The organism is Gluconacetobacter tumulicola (assembly GCF_014174215.1).
In the GTDB taxonomy this organism is placed as follows: Bacteria; Pseudomonadota; Alphaproteobacteria; order Acetobacterales; family Acetobacteraceae; genus Gluconacetobacter; species Gluconacetobacter tumulicola.
Window position 1 is genome coordinate 105,571 of sequence record NZ_JABEQL010000008.1, and the last position, 19,853, is coordinate 125,423.

19 protein-coding genes are annotated in these 19,853 nt (G+C 63.8%); 14 read left to right on the plus strand and 5 right to left on the minus strand.

Annotated features, from left to right (window positions below; genetic code table 11):
- Positions 1–269: 269 nt before the first annotated feature.
- Positions 270–815 carry an RNA 2',3'-cyclic phosphodiesterase gene (thpR, locus tag HLH29_RS08110; RefSeq protein WP_182965615.1) on the minus strand — a complete coding sequence of 182 codons (546 nt, stop codon included), beginning with the start codon at positions 813–815 and terminating at the stop codon, positions 270–272.
- A gap of 188 nt (positions 816–1,003) precedes the next feature.
- Here thpR and HLH29_RS08115 point away from each other — a divergent pair, with 188 nt between their 5' ends.
- From HLH29_RS08115 to HLH29_RS08145, 7 genes are all read left to right on the plus strand, one after another.
- Positions 1,004–1,783, plus strand: coding sequence for a Bax inhibitor-1/YccA family protein (locus HLH29_RS08115; protein ID WP_182965617.1), 780 nt, complete (start codon positions 1,004–1,006; stop codon positions 1,781–1,783).
- A gap of 660 nt (positions 1,784–2,443) precedes the next feature.
- Entirely contained in the window at positions 2,444–3,367 is a 924-nt protein-coding gene (gene cyoA / locus HLH29_RS08120; RefSeq protein ID WP_182965619.1) for a ubiquinol oxidase subunit II, read from the plus strand.
- A 5-nt stretch (positions 3,368–3,372) separates the two neighbouring features.
- Positions 3,373–5,367, plus strand: a complete 1,995-nt coding sequence (gene cyoB / locus HLH29_RS08125) for a cytochrome o ubiquinol oxidase subunit I (protein ID WP_182965621.1) — start codon at positions 3,373–3,375, stop codon at positions 5,365–5,367.
- A complete protein-coding gene (cyoC, locus tag HLH29_RS08130) occupies positions 5,367–5,972 on the plus strand; it encodes a cytochrome o ubiquinol oxidase subunit III (protein ID WP_182965623.1) in 606 nt (201 codons plus the stop codon). The genes cyoB and cyoC overlap by 1 nt, the downstream gene beginning before the upstream one ends.
- Positions 5,972–6,304 carry a cytochrome o ubiquinol oxidase subunit IV gene (cyoD, locus tag HLH29_RS08135; RefSeq protein ID WP_182965625.1) on the plus strand — a complete coding sequence of 111 codons (333 nt, stop codon included), beginning with the start codon at positions 5,972–5,974 and terminating at the stop codon, positions 6,302–6,304. The genes cyoC and cyoD overlap by 1 nt, the downstream gene beginning before the upstream one ends.
- 439 nt (positions 6,305–6,743) lie before the next feature.
- Positions 6,744–7,298: a hypothetical protein gene (locus HLH29_RS08140; RefSeq protein WP_182965627.1), complete on the plus strand. Its 555-nt coding sequence runs from the start codon at positions 6,744–6,746 to the stop codon at positions 7,296–7,298.
- 14 nt (positions 7,299–7,312) lie between these two features.
- Positions 7,313–7,837, plus strand: a complete 525-nt coding sequence (locus HLH29_RS08145; protein WP_182965629.1) for a DUF5384 family protein — start codon at positions 7,313–7,315, stop codon at positions 7,835–7,837.
- 398 nt (positions 7,838–8,235) lie between these two features.
- Here HLH29_RS08145 and fdxA read toward each other — a convergent pair whose 3' ends face one another.
- The 3 genes from fdxA to HLH29_RS08160 form a co-directional block, all read right to left on the minus strand.
- Positions 8,236–8,568 (minus strand): ferredoxin FdxA, encoded by a 333-nt coding sequence (gene fdxA, locus HLH29_RS08150; protein WP_182965631.1) that lies wholly within the window; start codon positions 8,566–8,568, stop codon positions 8,236–8,238.
- A gap of 175 nt (positions 8,569–8,743) precedes the next feature.
- The gene (locus HLH29_RS08155; protein ID WP_182965633.1) at positions 8,744–9,061 is read right to left on the minus strand and encodes an RNA-binding S4 domain-containing protein; all 318 of its coding nucleotides are present in this window, start codon (positions 9,059–9,061) and stop codon (positions 8,744–8,746) included.
- The gene (locus HLH29_RS08160) at positions 9,058–11,703 is read right to left on the minus strand and encodes a helicase-related protein (protein ID WP_182965635.1); all 2,646 of its coding nucleotides are present in this window, start codon (positions 11,701–11,703) and stop codon (positions 9,058–9,060) included. The genes HLH29_RS08155 and HLH29_RS08160 overlap by 4 nt, the downstream gene beginning before the upstream one ends.
- A gap of 133 nt (positions 11,704–11,836) precedes the next feature.
- On the opposite strand from HLH29_RS08160, the gene HLH29_RS08165 reads away from it, so the two are divergent.
- The 3 genes from HLH29_RS08165 to HLH29_RS08175 all read left to right on the plus strand — a co-directional run bounded on the left by HLH29_RS08165 (position 11,837) and on the right by HLH29_RS08175 (position 14,487).
- On the plus strand, positions 11,837–13,261 hold the full coding sequence (locus HLH29_RS08165) for a leucyl aminopeptidase family protein (protein WP_182965637.1): 1,425 nt from the start codon (positions 11,837–11,839) through the stop codon (positions 13,259–13,261).
- 160 nt (positions 13,262–13,421) lie between these two features.
- On the plus strand, positions 13,422–13,829 hold the full coding sequence (locus HLH29_RS08170) for a MarR family transcriptional regulator (RefSeq protein ID WP_182948548.1): 408 nt from the start codon (positions 13,422–13,424) through the stop codon (positions 13,827–13,829).
- A 199-nt stretch (positions 13,830–14,028) separates the two neighbouring features.
- Entirely contained in the window at positions 14,029–14,487 is a 459-nt protein-coding gene (locus HLH29_RS08175) for a hypothetical protein (protein ID WP_408871952.1), read from the plus strand.
- A gap of 31 nt (positions 14,488–14,518) precedes the next feature.
- On the opposite strand, the gene HLH29_RS08180 is transcribed toward HLH29_RS08175, so the two are convergent.
- Positions 14,519–15,535 (minus strand): glycosyltransferase family 4 protein, encoded by a 1,017-nt coding sequence (locus tag HLH29_RS08180; RefSeq protein WP_338030203.1) that lies wholly within the window; start codon positions 15,533–15,535, stop codon positions 14,519–14,521.
- A 73-nt stretch (positions 15,536–15,608) separates the two neighbouring features.
- On the opposite strand from HLH29_RS08180, the gene HLH29_RS08185 reads away from it, so the two are divergent.
- The 4 genes from HLH29_RS08185 to HLH29_RS08200 are packed head-to-tail and all read left to right on the plus strand — an operon-like array spanning position 15,609 to position 19,841.
- Positions 15,609–17,600, plus strand: coding sequence for a polysaccharide biosynthesis protein (locus tag HLH29_RS08185; RefSeq protein ID WP_246373998.1), 1,992 nt, complete (start codon positions 15,609–15,611; stop codon positions 17,598–17,600).
- Positions 17,597–18,742 (plus strand): DegT/DnrJ/EryC1/StrS family aminotransferase, encoded by a 1,146-nt coding sequence (locus HLH29_RS08190; protein WP_182965643.1) that lies wholly within the window; start codon positions 17,597–17,599, stop codon positions 18,740–18,742. Before HLH29_RS08185 ends, HLH29_RS08190 begins: the two co-directional genes overlap by 4 nt.
- Before the next feature lie 17 nt (positions 18,743–18,759).
- Entirely contained in the window at positions 18,760–19,242 is a 483-nt protein-coding gene (locus HLH29_RS08195) for a hypothetical protein (protein WP_182965645.1), read from the plus strand.
- On the plus strand, positions 19,239–19,841 hold the full coding sequence (locus HLH29_RS08200) for an HAD-IA family hydrolase (protein WP_182965647.1): 603 nt from the start codon (positions 19,239–19,241) through the stop codon (positions 19,839–19,841). The genes HLH29_RS08195 and HLH29_RS08200 overlap by 4 nt, the downstream gene beginning before the upstream one ends.
- The last annotated feature ends 12 nt before the right edge of the window (positions 19,842–19,853 follow it).

Sequence of the window (19,853 nt, forward strand, 5' to 3'; positions counted from 1 at the left end):
AAAATTCAGTCTTCTGACGATTTTGTGTTCTTCGGGGAAGGGGACTGATACATGAGGGGTCGATCGGCCATTGTGGGCCCTGTCATGCAACAGCATGATATGGCTCATTATATTGATTTTATGTCGTTTTTTATCACTCATATCAGGTATGCGTGATATATGTTCGGTCAGTGGGCGTAACATTAATATGCATTAATGTAATTAAATATATGCGCTGGGCGAATGGGTTATGTTCATAGTTTTGTGAGGAGAGACGATTCGCACTTCCCTCATCCCGCCAGATCGTATTCGGCCAGATTCTCGTAAATCGGCTCGTCCGGACCCCGCAGGGACCGGAAGAGGGTCAGGTGCAGGGTGTCGACCGGCTGGAGGAGGGGGAGGGTGGACCATCGTGCCAGCCAGGGGGCCAGCATGTCCGGCGATGGGGTCGCGATCGTGCCGATCGTGACATGGGGCACAAAGCGCCTTCGTTCGACCGCCAGGCCGGCGGCGCGGCGCATGGCTGTATCCACCTTGCGATGCAGGTGCAGCAGTGTCGCGCTGCGCTCGATCCCGATCCACAGGGTCTGCTGGCCGCCATCCCGCTCGAAAATGCCTGGCGCGGTGGGCTGCAGGCGAACGGCGGGGGCGCGGATCGCCGACAGGGCCATGTCGATATCCTCCAGCCGGTCGCGGCCGGAGACCTCGCCGATGAAGCGGAGCGTGACATGATAGGTGGCGGGATCGACCCACCGGACGCCGGCGAGGCTGCCACGCATGGCCGCGATCGCTTCGCGGAGCGGCGATCCGACGTCGAGGGCGATGAAGAGTCTCACTGTCGTGCCTCGTGCGGGAAGGTTTTCGCGATTCCGTCCTTTGCCTTATAATATACTGGTCGTCGTGGGAGCGGCTCTTTTGCAGAAAAGTCATCCGGAAGCGAGATGATTTTCCTTGAAATATCGCCCGCTCCTCCCACATCTCTGACATGTTACGTCCGGAATTGCCCGGACAAAGGAAGGATGTCATGGCTTTCAGCCCGGATTTTCGAACAATGTCCCGACCCGCTGGCACCGGGGTCGGCGCTGGAGTCATCGACCAGGGGCTGCGGGCCTATATGCTCCGGGTCTATAACTGGATGGCTTCGGGCCTGGTACTGACCGGGCTTGTGGCCTATCTGGTCGCCAATACCAGCCTGCGCGCCGCGTTCTTCGCCGCCGTGATGACGCCCAACGGGGTGGCCGTGCGGCCGACCGGACTGGGCATGCTGGCGATGATCGCGCCGCTGGGCTTTGTGCTGATCATGTCGCTGGGGGTGAATCGCCTGTCGCGGCAGACGGTGCAGATGCTGTTCTGGGCGTTCTGTGCCGTGATGGGCGCCAGCCTGTCGAGCATTCTGCTGACCTTCACCGGGGTATCGGTGGTGCGCGTCTTCTTCGTCACGGCCGGCACGTTCTCGGCGATGTCGATCTGGGGATATGTCACGAAGACCGACCTGACGCGCTTCGGCTCGTTCCTGATCATGGGCCTGTTCGGGCTGGTGATCGCGGGGCTGGTGAACATGTTCCTGCACAGTTCGATGGTCTATATGCTGTACAGCATCGTCGGCGTGTTCATCTTTATCGGCCTGACCGCCTTCGACACCCAGCGGATCAAGATGACCTATCAGCAGGTTGCCTATTATGACGGGCCGGATGGTGCGGCCAAGCGCGCGGTCTATGATGCCCTGGCGCTGTATCTGAACTTCATCAACCTCTTCCAGTTCCTGCTGCAGTTCATGGGTGTGCGCAGCAACCAGGACAATTGAGGGCGCGCGAATCTGCCTTTTGATGTCTTGGCCAGAAATCAGGCCCCGCCTCACGGCGGGGCTTTTTTTTTATCTCGTGGTCGAAGGTGGGAGAAAAACGGACCCGGCCCGCGAACGGCGTGGAAATTCGGCTAAAATAAGACTTATTCTTCCACGGAAAGAGTGTGATGACGTGTATGTGATGTCAGGCACGCCAGATTACTATATTGAAATAAAACGATTTAATTTGGACACCTCGGCGTATTCGAAATAATCTGAAACATTATGTGAAGTCTTGCTTGTGAGGTCCATCCAGTCGGATAAGGCGGTAAGAGAACTATGAACGAAAGGATAGCTGCGCAGACAGGACGCTCGAGGCACGCGGCGGCACATGAGGTGCCAGTTCGGCCCTGCGGATGGAAAAGAGGCTTGACCGTTCCGATCCTTGATCAAGATCAAGGCCAAGAAGCCGGCGGCTGATCATGACGGGATCGATCCGGCGAAGGCCTCCTATTCCGAGAGGGAGGTAGACGGCGGTTTGATATCAACGGATGTAACACACGGCGAGAGACCCGCACCGGGATTCGCGGCAGACGTGAGACATGGCCGTTGTTGCTTTGGGGGCCCGTGAACGAAGCGAGCATATGAGCAAGGGTGATGTCGAAACCAACGAGGCGTGAGATGAAGAAAAAAATCTTGCCAAGATTATCGAGTTTATTGTGTTTGTCCTCAGCGTTCCTCTTGGCGGGATGTGACTGGGCACTGTTCGATCCGAAGGGCACCGTGGGTGTCCAGGAGAAGAGCCTGATCCTGACCTCGACCTACGCGATGCTGCTTGTGGTCGTGCCGGTCATCGTTCTGACGCTGCTGTTCGCGTGGCAGTATCGCCAGTCGAACACGAGTGCCGAATACCTGCCGAAATGGTCGCACTCGAACAAGATCGAAGTCGTGATCTGGGTGGTTCCGTCCCTGATCATTCTCTTCCTGGCAGTGCTGACCTACCAGACCTGTCATTCTCTGGACCCCTACCGTCCGCTCGAAGAAGAAGCCAATGTGAAGCCGATTCACGTTGAGGTCGTCGCGCTGGACTGGAAGTGGCTGTTCATCTACCCCGACGAGGGGATTGCCACGGTCAACCAGGTGGCCTTTCCGGTGAATACGCCGGTCGACTTCCGGATCACCTCTGACGCGGTGATGAACTCGTTCTTCATTCCGCAGCTTGGCTCGCAGATCTATGCTATGGCCGGCATGCAGACGCAGTTGCATCTGGTGGCCAATACCGCCGGCAACTATCTCGGCGAGTCCGCGAACTTCAGCGGCCGGGGCTTCTCCGACATGCGCTTCCGCGCGCTGGCGCTGAGCAACGACGACTACGCCGCCTGGATCCAGAAGGTGAAGGCAGCGTCCGAGCAGCTCGACAATTCGAACTATCCCAAGCTGGCCGCGCCCAGCGAGGCGAATCCGGTCGAGTATTTCTCGCATGCCGAACCCGGCCTGTTCGACCAGATCGTGGCCAAGTACAACAATGGCATGGTCATGGATAAGAGCACGGGCAAGATGTTGCATGTGCAGTCCGCGATGTCCGACATGAATATGAAGGAATAGGACCGATGTTAGGAAAATTAAGCTGGTCGGATATTCCGATCGATGTGCCTATCCTTGTTGGTACCTTTGCCGGTGCCGCGATCGCCGGTCTGGCGGTGCTTGGGCTCATCACCTATTACGGCAAGTGGGGCTATCTCTGGAAAGAGTGGCTGACCTCGGTCGACCATAAGCGTCTGGGCGTGATGTATATCGTGCTGGCGCTGGTTGCCCTGTTCCGTGGCTTCGCGGACGCCATCATGATGCGCTCGCAGCTCGCGCTGGCCTATGCCGGCAACCCGGGCTACCTGCCACCGCATCACTACGACCAGATCTTCTCGGCCCACGGCACCATCATGATCTTCTTCATGGCGATGGCGTTCATGACCGGGCTGATGAACGTGATCGTGCCGCTGCAGATCGGCGCGCGCGACGTGGCTTTCCCCTTCCTGAACTCGCTCAGCTTCTGGATGACGACCATCAGCTTCGTGCTGATCAACGTGTCGCTGTTCATCGGTGAGTTCTCGCAGTGCGGCTGGCTGGCCTATCCGCCGCTGTCCGAGCAGCAGTTCAGTCCTGGTGTCGGTGTCGACTACTATATCTGGGCGGTTCAGCTTTCGGGCGTCGGCACACTGCTGACCGGTGTGAACTTCTTCACCACCATCGTGAAGATGCGCGCTCCGGGCATGACGTTCATGAAGATGCCGGTGTTCACCTGGACCATCTTCTGCACCAGCGTGCTGATCATGCTCTCGTTCCCGATCCTGACCGTGGCCCTGGGCCTGCTGGGTCTGGACCGTTACCTCGGCATGCACTTCTTCACCAATGACGGTGGCGGCAACCAGATGCTGTATCTGAGCGTCATCTGGGGTTGGGGGCATCCGGAAGTCTATATTCTGGTTCTGCCGGCCTTCGGTGCGTTCTCGGAAATCACGCAGACCTTCTCGCGCAAGCCGCTGTTCGGCTACAACACCATGGTCTATGCGACCTGTTCGATCATGGTCCTGTCGATGGTCGTGTGGCTCCATCACTTCTTCACCATGGGTGCCGGTGCCAACGTCAATACGTTCTTCGGCATCATGACGATGATCATCGCGATCCCGACGGGCGTGAAGATCTTCAACTGGCTGTTCACCATGTATAAGGGCCGCGTCGAGTTCCACGCGACCATGTACTGGGTGATCGGCTTCATGATCACCTTCACCATCGGTGGCATGACCGGCGTCATGCTGGCCATCCCGGCTGCCGACTTCGTGCTGCACAACTCGCTGTTCGTTATCGCCCACTTCCACAACGTCATCATCGGCGGTGTGTATTTCGGCTACGTCGCGGCGATGAACTTCTGGTTCCCCAAGGCATTCGGCTTCAAGCTGAACGAAGCGTGGGGCAAGCGGGCGTTCTGGCTGTGGTTCGTTGGCTTCTACTTCGCGTTCATGCCGCTCTATGTCCTGGGCTTCGAGGGCATGACCCGTCGTATGAACCATTACGACAATCCGGAATGGTATCCGTGGCTGCTGGTTGCCGAAGCCGGCGCCGTGATGATCGCCCTGGGCATCGTCTGCCAGCTGACGCAGCTCTATGTCTCGATCCGTGACCGCAACCTGGCCGAAAACCGCGATCTGACGGGCGATCCGTGGAACGCGCGCACGCTGGAATGGTCGACCTCCTCGCCCCCGCCGTTCTACAACTTCGCGGTTGTTCCGGTGGTGCATGACCTGGATGCGTTCGCCCATGACAAGGAGGCCGGCATCGATACCCGTGCCGCCGGTTCGAACTATCAGCCGATCCATATGCCGAAGAACACCGCCGCGGGCTTCTTCATCGGCATGTTCAGCCTGATCCTCGGCTTCGCCGCGATCTGGTGGATCTGGTGGCTGGCGGCCGTTGGCCTGATCGGTGTCATCGCGACCGTGATCGCGCGGAGCAGCAACAACGATGTCGACTACTATGTGCCGGCGTCCGAGGTTGCCCGTATCGAGAACGAGCATACCCGTAACCTTCTGGCGGCACAGGCGGCGGAATAATGGCGCACGATATCACTGCTGATGCGGCCCACGCCCACGAGGAACACCACGAATCTCCCGTGGTGTTCGGGTTCTGGCTGTATCTGATGACCGACTGCATCATCTTCGGAACGCTGTTCGCGGTGTTCGCTGTGATGCGCAACCAGTTTGCCGGTGGTCCCACCGGCAAGGACATCTTCGATCTGAACGGGGTGGGGATCGAGACGGCGCTGCTGCTGCTGAGCTCGATCACCTACGGTTTCGGGATGATCAGCGCGCACCAGAACAAGCTGGGCGCGCTGCGGGGCTGGCTCGGGGTGACCTTCATCCTGGGCCTGGGCTTCCTGTTCATGGAGCTCCGCGAGTTCTCGCACATGGTTGCGGAAGGCAACGGACCGGATCGCAGCGCGTTCCTGTCGGCCTTCTTCACCCTGGTCGGGACCCATGGTCTGCATGTGACCTGCGGCCTGCTGTGGATGGCGGTTCTGATCGTCCAGACGGGTGGGAAGACCGTCCTGTCCGAGCGCATGACGAACAAGCTGACCTGCCTCAGCCTGTTCTGGCACTTTCTGGACATCGTCTGGATCTGTGTCTTCACCTTTGTCTATCTGATGAGTGTGATCTGATGGCTGACGCGCATACGGACCATTCGGGAGCGAGCCACGGAAGTGTAGGGTCTTACCTTACCGGGTTCGTCATCTCTGTCCTGCTGACGGTTGCCGCCTTCGGTGTCGTGATGGCACACAGCTTCTCGCCCTCCGGGACGATTGCTGCCATTGCGATCCTGGCTGCGGTGCAGATCGTGGTTCATCTGGTGTTCTTCCTGCATATGAACACGTCTTCGGAGCAGCGCTGGAATGTGATGGCGTTTGTCTTCACCGTCCTGACGGTCTTTATCCTGATCGTTGGCACGCTGTTCATCATGCATGACACCTCGATCAACATGATGTCGCGCTGATATCCGCCTTCCCGGGTGCCGCAAGGCCCCCGGACCGGCTGGATGCCAGACATGAAAAAGGCCGGGGAGGGAAACCTCGCCGGCCTTTTTTCATGTCCGTGCCGGAAGTGTTGGATTCAGCTCGAATGAGGCCAAGTGGGTGGCGGCGCGAGCGAATCTGGGATTGCCCGCTGAGAAGCGGTTGCATGCTGGCCGCGCGGATAAACGGCGGACCAATCCGGTCCGGCAAACTTCGCTGCGGCCATTATCTATGAGGTTCTTGCATCACAAAGGATCAGAACCGATGCCGCTCGTCACTTCGTGCACGATTTAGTGATTATTCTTTTCGTATGACTCTCTGTTTGGGCGCACGTTTATGACGCAATTTTGCCCTACTTTTGCCTTCTTTACAAAATGAAACAAAAATGCTTAATCGCTATTTGGGAATGATTTCTTTCGAATGCCGGCATTCCCGGATGCGATGAGAGATATATATATGAAAAATTCAAGAATTTTGGTTTCTTGTGCTTTGGCGGCGCCATTGGTCCTGTCCGCTTGCGCGACGCCTGGTGACGAGAACAGAGCCGACACTTACAATGCTGCTCAAGTCAACCAACGGCAGTTGGCTCATGTGATCAATATTCTTGCTGTAATGCCTGCCCGGGTCCAGGTCAGCAATGCGCAAAACCAACGCACTGCGCAGATCGTGGGGGGACTATTGGGCGCCGGTCTTGGTGCCGGCCTCGGCGCGGGTGTAGCGCATTCGACCACAGCTGGGGTGCTGGGCGGCCTCGGTGGCGGCGGTGTCGGCGCGGCCGCCGGGTCTCTCGTTCCCGGGCAGACTCTGGTCGATGGCGTTTCGATTACCTATCAGGACGGCAATCAGACCTTCAGCTCCGCTCAAGTCGGACGTTTGTGTGAATACGTGCCGGGCAAGGCTGTCATGATTCAAGGGAGCCCAACCGAAACCCGCGTTCAGCCCAACCATGAGTGCCCTCCGCCGCAGAAATCATGATCTGAGGAAATGTAATGAAACGGGTTGCCTTACTCGCGTTTCTTGCCCTGCCGTGTTCCGGTTTCGCGCAGAGCCTTACCGACCAGATTAATGCGGTTTCTGCCGCACAGGATCAAAATGAGGCGGCGGCACGTCAGGCATGGGCAGCACAGCAGGCGGAATTGCGGCGCCAGGAGCAGGCGCAGGCCGCCAGGGCTCAGCAGGCTCGGCGTCAGGCTGAAGCCGTTGCGGCTGCTCGGCGCGCCAAGTTGGAGGCGCGTGAGGCCAAGGATGAGGCCTACGCGGACAAGCTGCGGGAACTGGACCTCCAGAGCCGGGAACTGGATCTTCAGGCGAAAAAGACGGATGTCTCTCGTGAGAACGACATCATCGACAGCACGCTGAAGCAGAAGGACGCCGCGGCTGATCTGACGCAATCCCAGGCTGATGCGAACAGGAGTGTTTCGCAGGGTGCGAAGGTGTTGATGGAGAAAAACGGCGCCAAAGCCGAATTGGAGGGCCAGGCTGCCGTGAAGAAGGAATCGGGCTGGTTCCATTAGCCCATGATCCGACGCACCCTGGTTTGTGGGCGTCGCTCTGTTTTGCAGTTCTGATTAACATTCAGCCCGTTCAGGTGGGATCATCTGAACGGGCTTTTTATTCGCATCCGAGATCGTACAATGTGTCGGTCTTGTCGATCATAGTGACGAGGCCCAGAGGTCGGATCATCGCATTCCACGGCCGCACGCAGCGAGAGACAAGAATAATCGCGAGTACCGCCTGCTGATATGCAGCATGGGGCGGTGGGTGGATGCGCCGGTCGAATTGGTCGTGAGCAGGACCAGTAGCTGCATCTTGAGGCAAATTCGCTCTTCACCGCACGGGATGTCGCCGAAAAGCTGAATCTGCCTCGCAATACCGTCTGATCTCTACCGGTCAGAGACCATAATCCTTGATATCAATCCTTGTGCGGCTCCGGCGACAGCAGGTCCTTCTTGCCGGGCTTGTCCTTCCATTCCTCGGCATCGGCGGGGGGAGTGCCCTTGCGCGTGATGTTGGGCCATTTGGTGGAATAGCTGGCATTGATTTCGGCCCAGGCGGCAGCGCGGTCGTCGCTGTCGGGAACGATGGCTTCAGCCGGACATTCCGGTTCGCACACACCGCAATCGATGCACTCGTCGGGGTTGATGACCAGGAAGTTCTCGCCGGCATAGAAGCAATCGACCGGGCACACCTCGACACAGTCCATGAACTTGCAGCGAATGCAGTTTTCGGTGACCACGTAGGTCATCGTTCATCTCCGATTATCTGTAGCTGCGATAACGTCGATCGACGACATCATCAGCCTTGGGGCCTGCGAGGTGCCGCCAACGGGAGCCTCGCCTATGATGGGCGTTGGTATGAAAGTCTTTTGAAGCCATGGCAAGTCAAAGACGCCATGCCGGCCTGTCGGAGGGCGGCGACGGTCAGTCCACGGGCGACAGGGCCCGCTCCGGCACGATCTCGTAGAGCAGGCGGGCCACCGTTGCCGGGCCGCGCCGCTGTGCCAGCGACACGATCCGCAGCACCATCACGCCGTCGCCGGTCGGGGGTGGCAAGGTCAGGATATCGCCCGGGCGTACCAGCGCATGGGCCTTTTCGGTCCGCTGCCGGTTGATCCGCACCAGGCCGGCCTGGGCCATGCGGGCGCAGTCGGGCCGGCTGCGGGCAAAGCGCGCGCACCATAACCAGCTATCGAGCCTCTGTGTCGCGACGTCATCCGGTGCGGTGCGCTCGCGGCTCATCGGCGCGGGGATTTCAGCACGGCCAGTGCCGCGAACGGGCCCTCCGGGACGGGATGCGGGGCCCGGGGGATGATGGTGCGGGTCGGTATCGGTGCCTGGCCCTTCGCCTTTCCGGACGGGCGGGGTGGGCCGTCATGGGGGGCGGGAGCCGTCCGGTGCCGTTGGCGGCGTCGTGCATCCTGCGTCACTGCCAGCATGGCCGGGGCGGCCGGGCCGTATTCGCTGGCGCCCAGCGGGCGGGCGGCGCGGACGGGAATATCCAGGGCCTTGAGGATCGCCGCCACCATTTCCGGCCGGACACCCAGGCGCGACGGCAATCCGTCGGGCAGGGGCACTGGTCCGTTGCGGGCCCGCCAGCGCAGTTCGCCGGACAGTTTCTCGGCAATATCGAGGCGCAGGCGCACCGGGCCGGCGGCGATCCAGCCCAGCTGCGCCAGGATGGCGTCATGCGGGCCGTCAGCGGGGACCGAGACCGCGCCGGGGGGCGGAAGGTCGGGCAGTTTTCGCCCGGTGCGCGCGGCTAGCAGGATCGCGCGCAGGCGCATGGCATGGGGCCGCAGCAGGGCGGGCATCAGCACCGCATGCCGGCCGATGCGCACGCCCAGATCCTTGAGGCGGGCACGGAGGGCAGGGGGCACGGACAGGCTGTCGGCCACCACGCCGCCCTGTTCTTCCAGCCGATGCAGGATGCCGCGCAGCGTCGGGTCCGCCTCCACGGCGGCGCGGGCGGCGAACAGGGGGGCCATCGCCTCGCGCACCTGGCGGTCCAGCCATTGTGCCAGATGGGCCCGGATGCGTTCCTTCTGCGCGCCGTCGAGAAAGGAATTGTCCATGACGTCGATACGCGGCCGGAGCAGATGGTCGCCGCCGCGCAGGCGCGCGATCATGCCGCCATCCCATTCGACGAACCGTCCATCGGCCGAAAACGCGAAGGCGTCATCCGGCGCCTGCGTGAGCGCCTGGACGCGTCGGGGGATCTCGGTCCGCAGGGCGCGGCGGGCGGCGCGCAGCAGCAGGCGCTGGTCGGGCAGGGCGGAGGCGGAATCCGCCACCAGGTCCAGGCCCGCCACCCGGCCCACCGGATGGCCTTCCACCACGACCTCGCCCTGGGCGGTGACGGCGGATAGCAGATCTTCCTCGGCGGATTCGTCAAGGCGGCGGATCAGGGAGGCGGCGCGGCGATCGACGAAGCGTGCGGTCAGCCGCTCGTGCAGCGCGTCCGACAACTGGTCCTCGACCGCGCGGGTGCGTTCCTGCCAGTGGGGGGCGTTGCGCACCCAGTCCCGGCGGGCGGCGATATAGGCACAGACGCGGATGCCCGAGAGGCGGTGCATGAGGGAATCGATATCGCCGTCGATCCGGGTGAAGCCCCCGATCTGCGCCTCCATCCAGGATTCGGGCACATGCTGGTCGCGCATGACATGGGTGAAGATCCGCGCGCAGAGCCTGGTGTGGCTCTCGTCGCCCAGCTTGCGGAAATCGGGAATCTGGCAGGCCTCCCACAGCAGCCGGGTGGCGCGGGACGAGCGGACGAGGTTGCGGATGTCCGGCACTGCCGCCAGGCTGCTGAGGGTCAGCACGTCGGTCGCCTCGTTGCCGGCGGTCAGTCCCACCAGGGGCGGGGGGCGGCTCAGGCTGGCCAGCAGGGCCTCGGGATTGGAAAAATCCAGATCGCTGTTGCGCCAGAACAGGCGCTCGATCGGATCGAAACGGTGGGTTTCGACTGCCTCGACCACTTCCTCCGACACAGGGGGGCAGGTGCCGGCGGTGCCGAAGGTGCCGTCGCGCATGCCGCGTCCGGCCCGGCCGGCGATCTGGGCGATTTCGGCGGGGAAGAGCCGCCGGGCTCGCATGCCGTCGAATTTCGACAGGCCGGCGAAGGCGACATGGTTGACGTCCATGTTCAGGCCCATGCCGATCGCGTCGGTCGCGACCAGGTAATCGACCTCGCGTTCCTGATACAGCGCGACCTGCGCGTTGCGCGTGCGCGGGGAGAGCTGCCCCATGACGACGGCGCAGCCCCCGCGCCGGCGCCGGATCAGTTCGGCGATCGCATAGACTTCGGTTGCCGAGAAGGCGACGATCGCGGAGCGGGGGGGCAGGCGTGTCAGCTTGCAGGCGCCCAGATGCGTGAGGCTGGAGAGGCGGGGGCGGGTGTCGATCTCGATCCCCGGCACCAGGCGGCGCAGCAGCGGGCGGATCGTCTCCGCCCCCAGGAACATGGTTTCCACCATGCCGCGGGCATGCAGCAGCCGGTCGGTAAAGATATGGCCCCGGTCGGGATCGGCGCAGAGCTGGATTTCGTCGACTGCGACGAATTCCGCGCGCTGGTCCAGCGGCATGGCCTCGACGGTGCAGGAGAACCAGCGGGCGTTGGGCGGGACGATCTTTTCCTCGCCCGTGATCAGCGCGACCGCGCCGGCACCTTTCGCGGCGACCATGCGCTCGTAATTCTCGCGGGCCAGCAGGCGCAGGGGGAAGCCGATGATGCCGCTGGAATGGGCCAGCAGGCGCTCGATGGCCAGGTGGGTCTTGCCCGTATTGGTCGGGCCGAGGACGGCCCTGATTCTCCTGGCATTCGCAGGATGGAGAGCGTGTCGCGCGGCACTGGGGGACCCGGCCCCCGGGGATGCACCCATCATGGTGCCATGCTCAGATGACCCCGGGCGGATTGCAAGCAAAACCCGCGTCACGATTGTAGAATAAGTTACCGACCGGTTGCGTTGCCCGCGCGCAGGACGCACGCTGGCGGTGTTCGGATCGCGGAGGCCGCTGATGTCCATTGAAGAATTCCCCTGCCTGTTACCGTCCATACGGGGGCGACGCAGTGGCGTCCGTGTAGTCTACGCGATCACCCAGGCCGATCTCGGGACCCTGGCGGAACGAGTCGGTGAGTCGGGTGCTGCCTTCCTTCGCGAGTCGGGGTTTCGGGGGCGGATCGGGGAACTGGGGCTGGTGCCGGGCAAGGATGGTGTGGCCGCGGCGGTGCTGGGTGTACGGGCGGGGGCCGACCCGTTTCAGTTCGGCACGCTGGCGGGCAGCCTGCCGGCGGGGGCGTGGAAGATCGCGCTGCCTGATGGCATAGCCCCGGACACGGCGGTTCTGGGATTCTGCCTCGGTGCCTATCGCATGCCCGCGTTCGGTCGTGCGGCCCCGCCAGACCGGGACATTGCGCGCCTGGTCGTGCCGGCGGGTGGTGCGGCGGGGGCGGAGGTCGCGCATGCGATCCGGCTTGGGCGGGACCTGATCAATGCGCCCCCCAACCTGATGGGGCCGGCCGAACTGGCCGATGCTGCCCGCGGCATGCTGGAGCCGCTGGGCGCGCGGCTGGAGATCGTGAAGGGGCGGAAGCTGGCGCGGGCCTATCCGACTGTGGCCCATGTCGGGGCCGGGTCGGCGCGCGACCCGAAGGTGGTCGTCGCCCGCTGGGAGGGCAGCCGGGCCGGCCCGAAGGCACCGTTGCTGTCGCTGGTCGGCAAGGGCGTGTGCTTCGACACCGGCGGCTATGACATCAAGCCGGCGGCGGGGATGCTGCGCATGAAGAAGGACATGGGCGGGGCTGCCGTCATGCTGGCCCTGGCCCGGCTGGTGATGGTGCGGGACCTGCCCATCCGCCTGGAGCTTCGCCTGGGATGTGTCGAAAACAGCATCTCGGGCACCGCCATGCGCCCGTCGGATGTCGTGGTCACGCGATCCGGGCAGACGGTGGAGATCGGCAATACGGATGCGGAAGGCCGGCTGGTGCTGTGCGACCTGCTGACCGAGGCCAGCGATGCGGACCCGGATCTGCTGATCGACGCCGCCACCCTGACGGGCGCGGCCCGGGTGGCGCTGGGGCCGGACCTGCCGGCGCTGTTCAGCAATGACGATCGGGTCGCGCAGGCGATCCTGGAGGCCGGAGAGGGGTGCGGCGACCCGCTGTGGCGCCTGCCGCTATGGGATGATTATGCCTCGTGGCTGCGGAGTCCGGTGGCCGATATGAACAATGTGTCGGCAAAACCCATGGCCGGATCGCTTACGGCGGCCCTCTTTTTAAAAAAATTCATCAAAACAGGCGTGCGCTGGGCACATATCGATCTGTATGCATGGAACGATCATTACCGTTCCGGACGGCCGGAAGGAGGGGAAATCCCGGTTTTGCGGGCTGTGTACGCAGCTTTGTTGCCGATCCTTCATGCAAGGGACAAATCGCAATCGTGAAATAATGACAAGGATCGAACTATTCCCGTTCCCTGGGCTTATATCTGCCGCATTCTGAAACTATATACGGTTCTGGAATGACCGTCGGCCCTGAGCGGGAACGCTGGCGGCGAAACTTTTTGGGGGCGTTGCCGACCTCCTCGGGAAAGGCTTTTTCACTATGGCTCAGAACTCATCGACCACCGACCAGTTGGTCAACACCCTGCGCGACACCATCGTTGCCATGGTGCGCCGTGACGGGCCCGATCTGTCGGCCCGCCAGCTTGGCGTCTTCCTCACCTGCTATCTCGAGGAAGGGGCCCATACTGTCCGTGGCCTCGCGGCGGCGCTGAACGTGTCCAAGCCCGCCATCACCCGTGCCCTCGACCGGCTCGGCGAACTGGATCTGGCCCGCCGCAAGGTGGACCCGATGGATCGCCGTTCGGTGCTGGTGCAGCGCACGCTGAAGGGCTCGGCCTATCTGCGTGAACTGCGCTCGATCATGGGTGAGGCCGCTGGCGTGCCGGCGACCGGGCGCACGGCCAAGATCGTGCGCGAAGAGCGCGCGCCGCGCCGCGCTGCCGGCTGAATTCGCCGGGACGGCTGCCCCTCCGGGCAGCCGTCATTTCCATTCTGGAAGACGACAGACCGGTCGGACGAGCGGGCCGATAGCCAGGGGTGACCGATGGTCCGCCCGTGGCGTGCCTGCGCGCGCCCATAGGGGGGCCGATTCCCCATGCACGTCGATTCAGCCGATCGGGACAGACCGAAGGAGAAAGATCATGCATATGGCATCGCGTATCGTTGCCGTGGCCGCTCTCGCCGTTCCGTTTCTGACGACGTCCCTTTCGGGCCCGGTGACTGCCCGTGCCGCCGATGAATTGGGTACGCCTGTCGGGCGTATCCGGCTGGTTGCCAAATCCGCCGATGTCGGCGTCGGCTGGACGTGGGGCACGGGAACGCTGACCTACGGCCACCATACCTATCATTTCACCATCAAGGGCGGGTCGATCGCCGCGGTCGGATATTCGAAGGTCGAAGGCACCGGTACCGTCTATAACCTGAAGCACCTGCACGATTTCGACGGTACCTACGTGGCCGGCAATGGCGAGGCTACGCTGGGCAGCGGTGTGGGTGGCAGCCTGCTGCATAACGGCAATGGCGTGACGATCAAGATCGACATGATCTCGCAGGGTGCGCGGCTGGCCGGCGCCGCCCAGGGGCTGGAACTGACGCTGACCCGCTGACGGGTCCGCGGCAGCCGATCCGGGTCATCGTTCAGGCGGTGCGGGTCGGCTGCCTCATGCGTCGTTCGACGAAGGCGCTCCAGAGCAGTTGCGGCAGCAGGACGGCCATCAGGCCGGCCGCCACCCCCATGATGCCGTGCAGGACGGCGTACGCCGCCATTCCTCCCCACAGGACGAACGACCAGTGGACAAGGGTGACGGCAACCGGCGAGAGGCCGCTCTGCGCTGCACGCTGGTAGAGATGTTCGCGATGGCCTTCCATCAGGCGGGCACCGTTCCGCCAGCGGCGGACAAGCGTATACAGGACATCGTAGATCAATCCGCCCAGCAGCATGGGAACCACGTACCATGCGGTCATGCCGGGGTGGCTTGCGCAGGTCAGCGCGAACGCGCCCATCAGCAGCCCGCAGGGCTGGCTGCCGACATCGCCCATGAATATGCGGGCCGATGGAAAATTGAACGGCAGGAAGCCTGCCAGCGCCGCCGCCAGCAGAAGGGCCATGGTCCCGAGGGGCGTGCCTGCCGCCAGGGCACCGAGGACAAGGCAGGCCAGCATGGCGGACCCCGATACCAGCCCGTTCAGCCCGTCCATGAAGTTGGCCGCATTGGTCGTGAAAACCAGGGCCGAGACCGCCAGGACCCTCCAGGCTGGAAAGGCCAGGGGCGTGGGCAGGATGGCGGGAAGGCCTGGGGGAATCGGCAATGTCATGGCCACCAGGAAAGCTGCCGCGATCTGCGCCCCCAGTTTGACGAGGGGGGGCCATTGATAGACATCGTCCAGCCAGGAAATCGCGCCCAGCAGGAGTGTCGCGGCCAGCAGGGCGGCGACGGGCAGGTCCAGCGGCGTCATGCCATGGAGCATGCGCCCGACGGGCACCGCCAATATGAATGCCCCCACGATGCCGATGCCCCCGCCCTTGGGCGTGGGCCTTGTGTGGGAACTGCGATGTCCCGGATGGTCCATGATGCCCAGGCGGATCGTCGCCGCGACGACGAGGCCGGCGGTGATCCAGGTGGCGAACAGCAGGAACGGGAAGGGGGCGATCACGGCCGGCTGCCGCGATGTTTTGTCGTCATGGCTTCTTCTAGCATGGAATGGGCTGGGCTATATGGTTGGGATAATGGCTCCGCAACGTCCTGACCTCGACGAGCCCGCCGACTGGCGGCGTCCGGTCAACCGAATCGCCGTCAACGTGATGCTGGATGGAGGGCTTGCCGCGCTCTCGGCTCCGCTGGCCCGCTGGCTGGCCGACCCTGGTGGCGGCCTGCTGCATCCGCTGTGGTTCATCGCGGGTGGCGCGATCACGCTGGTGCTCAGCAGCCTGCCATTCCGCGTCCAGCAGCAATATTGGCGCTTTTCCGGGGTGGATGACCTGCTGGGGATCGCCGGGGCGTCGGCGGCGAGCGCCCTCCTGTTCTCGCTGGGCCTCTATGCCACCGGCTTTCCGATTCCCACCCCGGCCTTTCCGTTCATCCATGCCTTGGTGCTGTTGGTGTCGTTGGGCGGGTTGCGGATCGTCTACCGCCTGTCCTGCCGGCATGCGACGCGGCGGTATCCGTCCTGCCAGGTGGTGCTGATCGGGTCTGATCAGTCTGCCGACCTGTTCATCCGCGCCATCGAGCGCGCGCCGCATTCGGCGTTCCGGGTTGCGGGCATCATGACCGGGGGGCGGCGGCAGACGGGGCGTAGAATCCATGGCGTGCCCATTCTGGGCCATGTGCGGACCATGGACGATATCCTGGACCGCGCCCGTGGTGGAAGGGGCTGGCCCGACCTGCTGATTGTGACCGATGCCGAATTCCGGGGTGAGGAACTGGCGCGGGTCCTGACATCGGCCGAGCAGCGGGGCCTGTCCGTCCAGCGGGCGCCGGACCTGACCGAATTGACCCCGGCCGCCCGCCTGGAACTGCGGCCGATCGCGATCGAGGACCTGCTGAACCGGCCGCAGGTGGATCTGGACCGGGAGGGGATGGCGGCCCTGCTGGGCGGGCGCACGATCCTGGTGACGGGGGCCGGCGGGTCGATCGGGTCGGAACTGGCCCGGCAGATCGCGGGATATGCGCCCGGGCATCTGCTGTTGCTGGACCATGGGGAGTTTGCCCTGTGGCAAATCGACCTCGAACTGTCCGAGCGGGCGCCCGCCATCCGGCGCGAGGCGATCCTGGCCGATATCCGTGATCGCGACCGGATGGAGGAAATCTGTGCCCTCTATCGGCCGGAACTGGTCTTTCACGCTGCGGCCCTGAAGCATGTGCCGATGGTGGAAGCCAATCCGTGCGAGGGCGTGCTGACCAATGTGATCGGAACGCGCGTGGTGGCCGATGCGGCGGCGCGCAACGGGGCGTTGGCCCTGGTCATGGTCTCGACCGACAAGGCGGTGAACCCGTCCAGCCTGATGGGGGCTTCCAAGCGCGCGGCCGAGATGTATTGCCAGGCGCTGGATGTCGAGGCCCGAAGCGGGGGCGGCAACGCCATGCGCTGCGTGACCGTGCGCTTCGGCAATGTGCTGGGGTCGACGGGATCGGTCGTGCCGCTGTTTCGCCGCCAGTTGGAGCGCGGTGGCCCGCTGACCGTTACGCATCCGGACATGCAGCGTTATTTCATGACGGTGTCCGAGGCCGTGGGGCTGGTCCTGCAGGCCAGCGTGCGCGGCACGATCCGCGACCAGGCCGGAAGCGGGACGGACACGCTGCTGCGCAATGGCGGGATTTTCGTGCTGGACATGGGCAAGCCGGTCAAGATCGTCGATCTGGCGCGGCAGATGATCCGTCTGGCCGGGCTGCGTCCGCAGATCGACGTGCCGATCCATTTCACCGGCCTGCGTCCCGGCGAAAAACTGTTCGAGGAACTGTTCCATGGGCGCGAGGCCCCGGCACCGACCGATCATCCGGGCCTGCGCATGGCGACGCCGCGGATTGTGGACAGCCATGCGGTGGGGCTGGTCATCGACCGGCTGGCGGCGACCTGCCACAGCGGCGATGTGCCTTCGGTCCTTGCGCTGATCAAGGGTCTCGTTCCCGAATTCGCCCATAACCCGACAGGCGATCTGCACGATACGATGGCGGAACCGACATCGGAACCGACCGACGCCGAAAGGACGATGCATCCATGACTGCCCCGTTTTCCGACAGCCTTCCGCCCATCGCGTTTCTCGACCTGCCGGCGCAGCAGGCGCGGCTGGGCGATGCGATCCGGCAGCGGGTCGACACGGTATTGGCCCATTGCCGGTTCGTGATGGGGCCGGAGGTGGCGGAACTGGAGCAGGCCCTGGCGGCCTATGCCGGCGCGGGCGAATGCGTCGGCGTGTCCTCCGGCACCGATGCGATCCAGATCGTGATGATGGCCGAGGGCATCGGGCCGGGGGATGCCGTCTTCCTGCCGGCCTTTACCTATACGGCGACGGCGGAGGTGCCGCTGTTGCTGAATGCGACGCCGGTGTTCGTCGATGTCGATCCCCGAACCTTCCAGATCGACCCGGCCAGCCTGGAGCGGCGGATTGCGCAGGTGCGCGCCGCCGGGCGGTTGCGCCCGCGGGCGATCGTGGGGGTCGATCTGTTCGGGCAGCCGGCGCCCTGGCCCGCGTTGCGTGCGATCGCGGAGCGCGAGGGGCTGTTCCTGATGGATGATTGCGCCCAGTCGTTCGGTGGGGCGCTGTCGGGCCGCAAGCTGGGGCGCGAGGCCACGGCGACGACCCTGTCCTTCTTTCCGTCCAAGCCGCTGGGCGGCTATGGCGATGGCGGCGCGATCCTGACCGACGACCCGGAGCGGGCGGAGCTGTACCGCTCGCTGCGCACCCATGGCGAAGGCAAGACGCGGTACGAAGTGCTGCGTACGGGCATGAACGGGCGGCTCGATACGATCCAGGCGGCGATCCTGCTGGCGAAGCTGGAAGGGTTCGACGACGAGCTGGCGCGGCGCGAGGCGATCGCGCGGGCCTATGATCTGGGCCTGGAGGGGGCCATCGTCACGCCGGCACGGGTGGCGGACGCGCAGAGCGCGTGGGCGGTCTATGCCGTGCTGACCGAAAGCGAGGCCGCCCGCGCGGCCTTGCAGGATCGGCTGAAGGCGCATGGCGTGCCCTCGGCCATCTATTATCCGCGCCCGCTCCACCTTCAGCCCGCATATCAGGGCCATCATGACGGAACGGCGTTGCCTGTTGCCGAAGATCTGGCTTGCCGTATTCTTGCCCTGCCCATCCACCCCGAACTGACGGATGCGGAGGTCGCGCGCATTGTCGCGGCTGTTCGCGGATAAATGAGAAAGACATTGGCATGAGACGCGAAACAGCGCTGCTTCTGGGATTCCTGGGGGTCACGGTCGGGACAACGGCCGTGCTGTGGTCCTTCGCGATGCCGAATTTCAAGCCGCTGGCCATTCCCGAGATGAGTTCGGGGGTGATCAGCGTGGGGCCGATGCGCCAGCAGCGTGCGCTGTCGGCGGCGGAAATCCATACGCTCAATGACTGGCTGCAACATCATCGCGCCGTCTGGGGGCCGCTGGGACAGACGCCGCCTTCGTCGGGCGATGCCACCATCACCCTGACGGCAAACCGGCCGGCTGGGCCGGACGGCAAGCCCGTCCCCTACAGCATGACGCTGTGGACCGGCATCAGCGCCGCCGACTGGAACGATACGGTGTTCCTGGAGGACCGGCCGGGTGTCGTGATCCGCGTTCATCAGTTCTCCGAAGGCGATTTCGCGCCGCTGCGTCAGCTTGTGGACCAGCATCCCTACGAGCGGACCGCCTTTCCGTGATTGCCGTCCCGGCGCATGCGACGGCACTGATCTTCGATTGCGACGGTACGCTGGTCGATACGTTGCCGCTCTATCTGCGGGCGTGGCTGGCCGCGCTGCAGTCGGAGGCGGCGCATGAGGTGGCGCCGGAATGGTTTCATGGCCGGGGTGGGCTGTCGGAACACATGGTGCTGGACCTGATGGAGGCGGAACTGGGGCGGCCGCTGGATCGGGCCGCCGTCGTCCGTGCCGCCCGGCGGAATGTGCTGTCGGCCATGGCCGACCTGCGGGAAATCGCCGTGGTGGCGGATCTGGCCCGCCGGTATCGGGGCACGCTGCCGATGGCGGTGGCGTCCAGCGGATCGCGCGAGATCGTGCTTGCGTCGCTGACCCGTACCGGATTGCTGGACCTGTTCGATACGGTCGTGACCATCGACGATGTGGCGCGCCCCAAGCCGGCCCCCGACCTGTTTCTGGAGGCCGCGCGCCGGCTCGGCGCCGCGCCCGATGGCTGCCTGGTGCTGGAGGATAGCGCCGAGGGGCTGGCGGCGGCCGGTCATGCCGGCATGCAGGGGGTGGATATCCGCCCGTATATCCGCCCCGCTACCGACCGAGTGTGATGGTGCCGACCG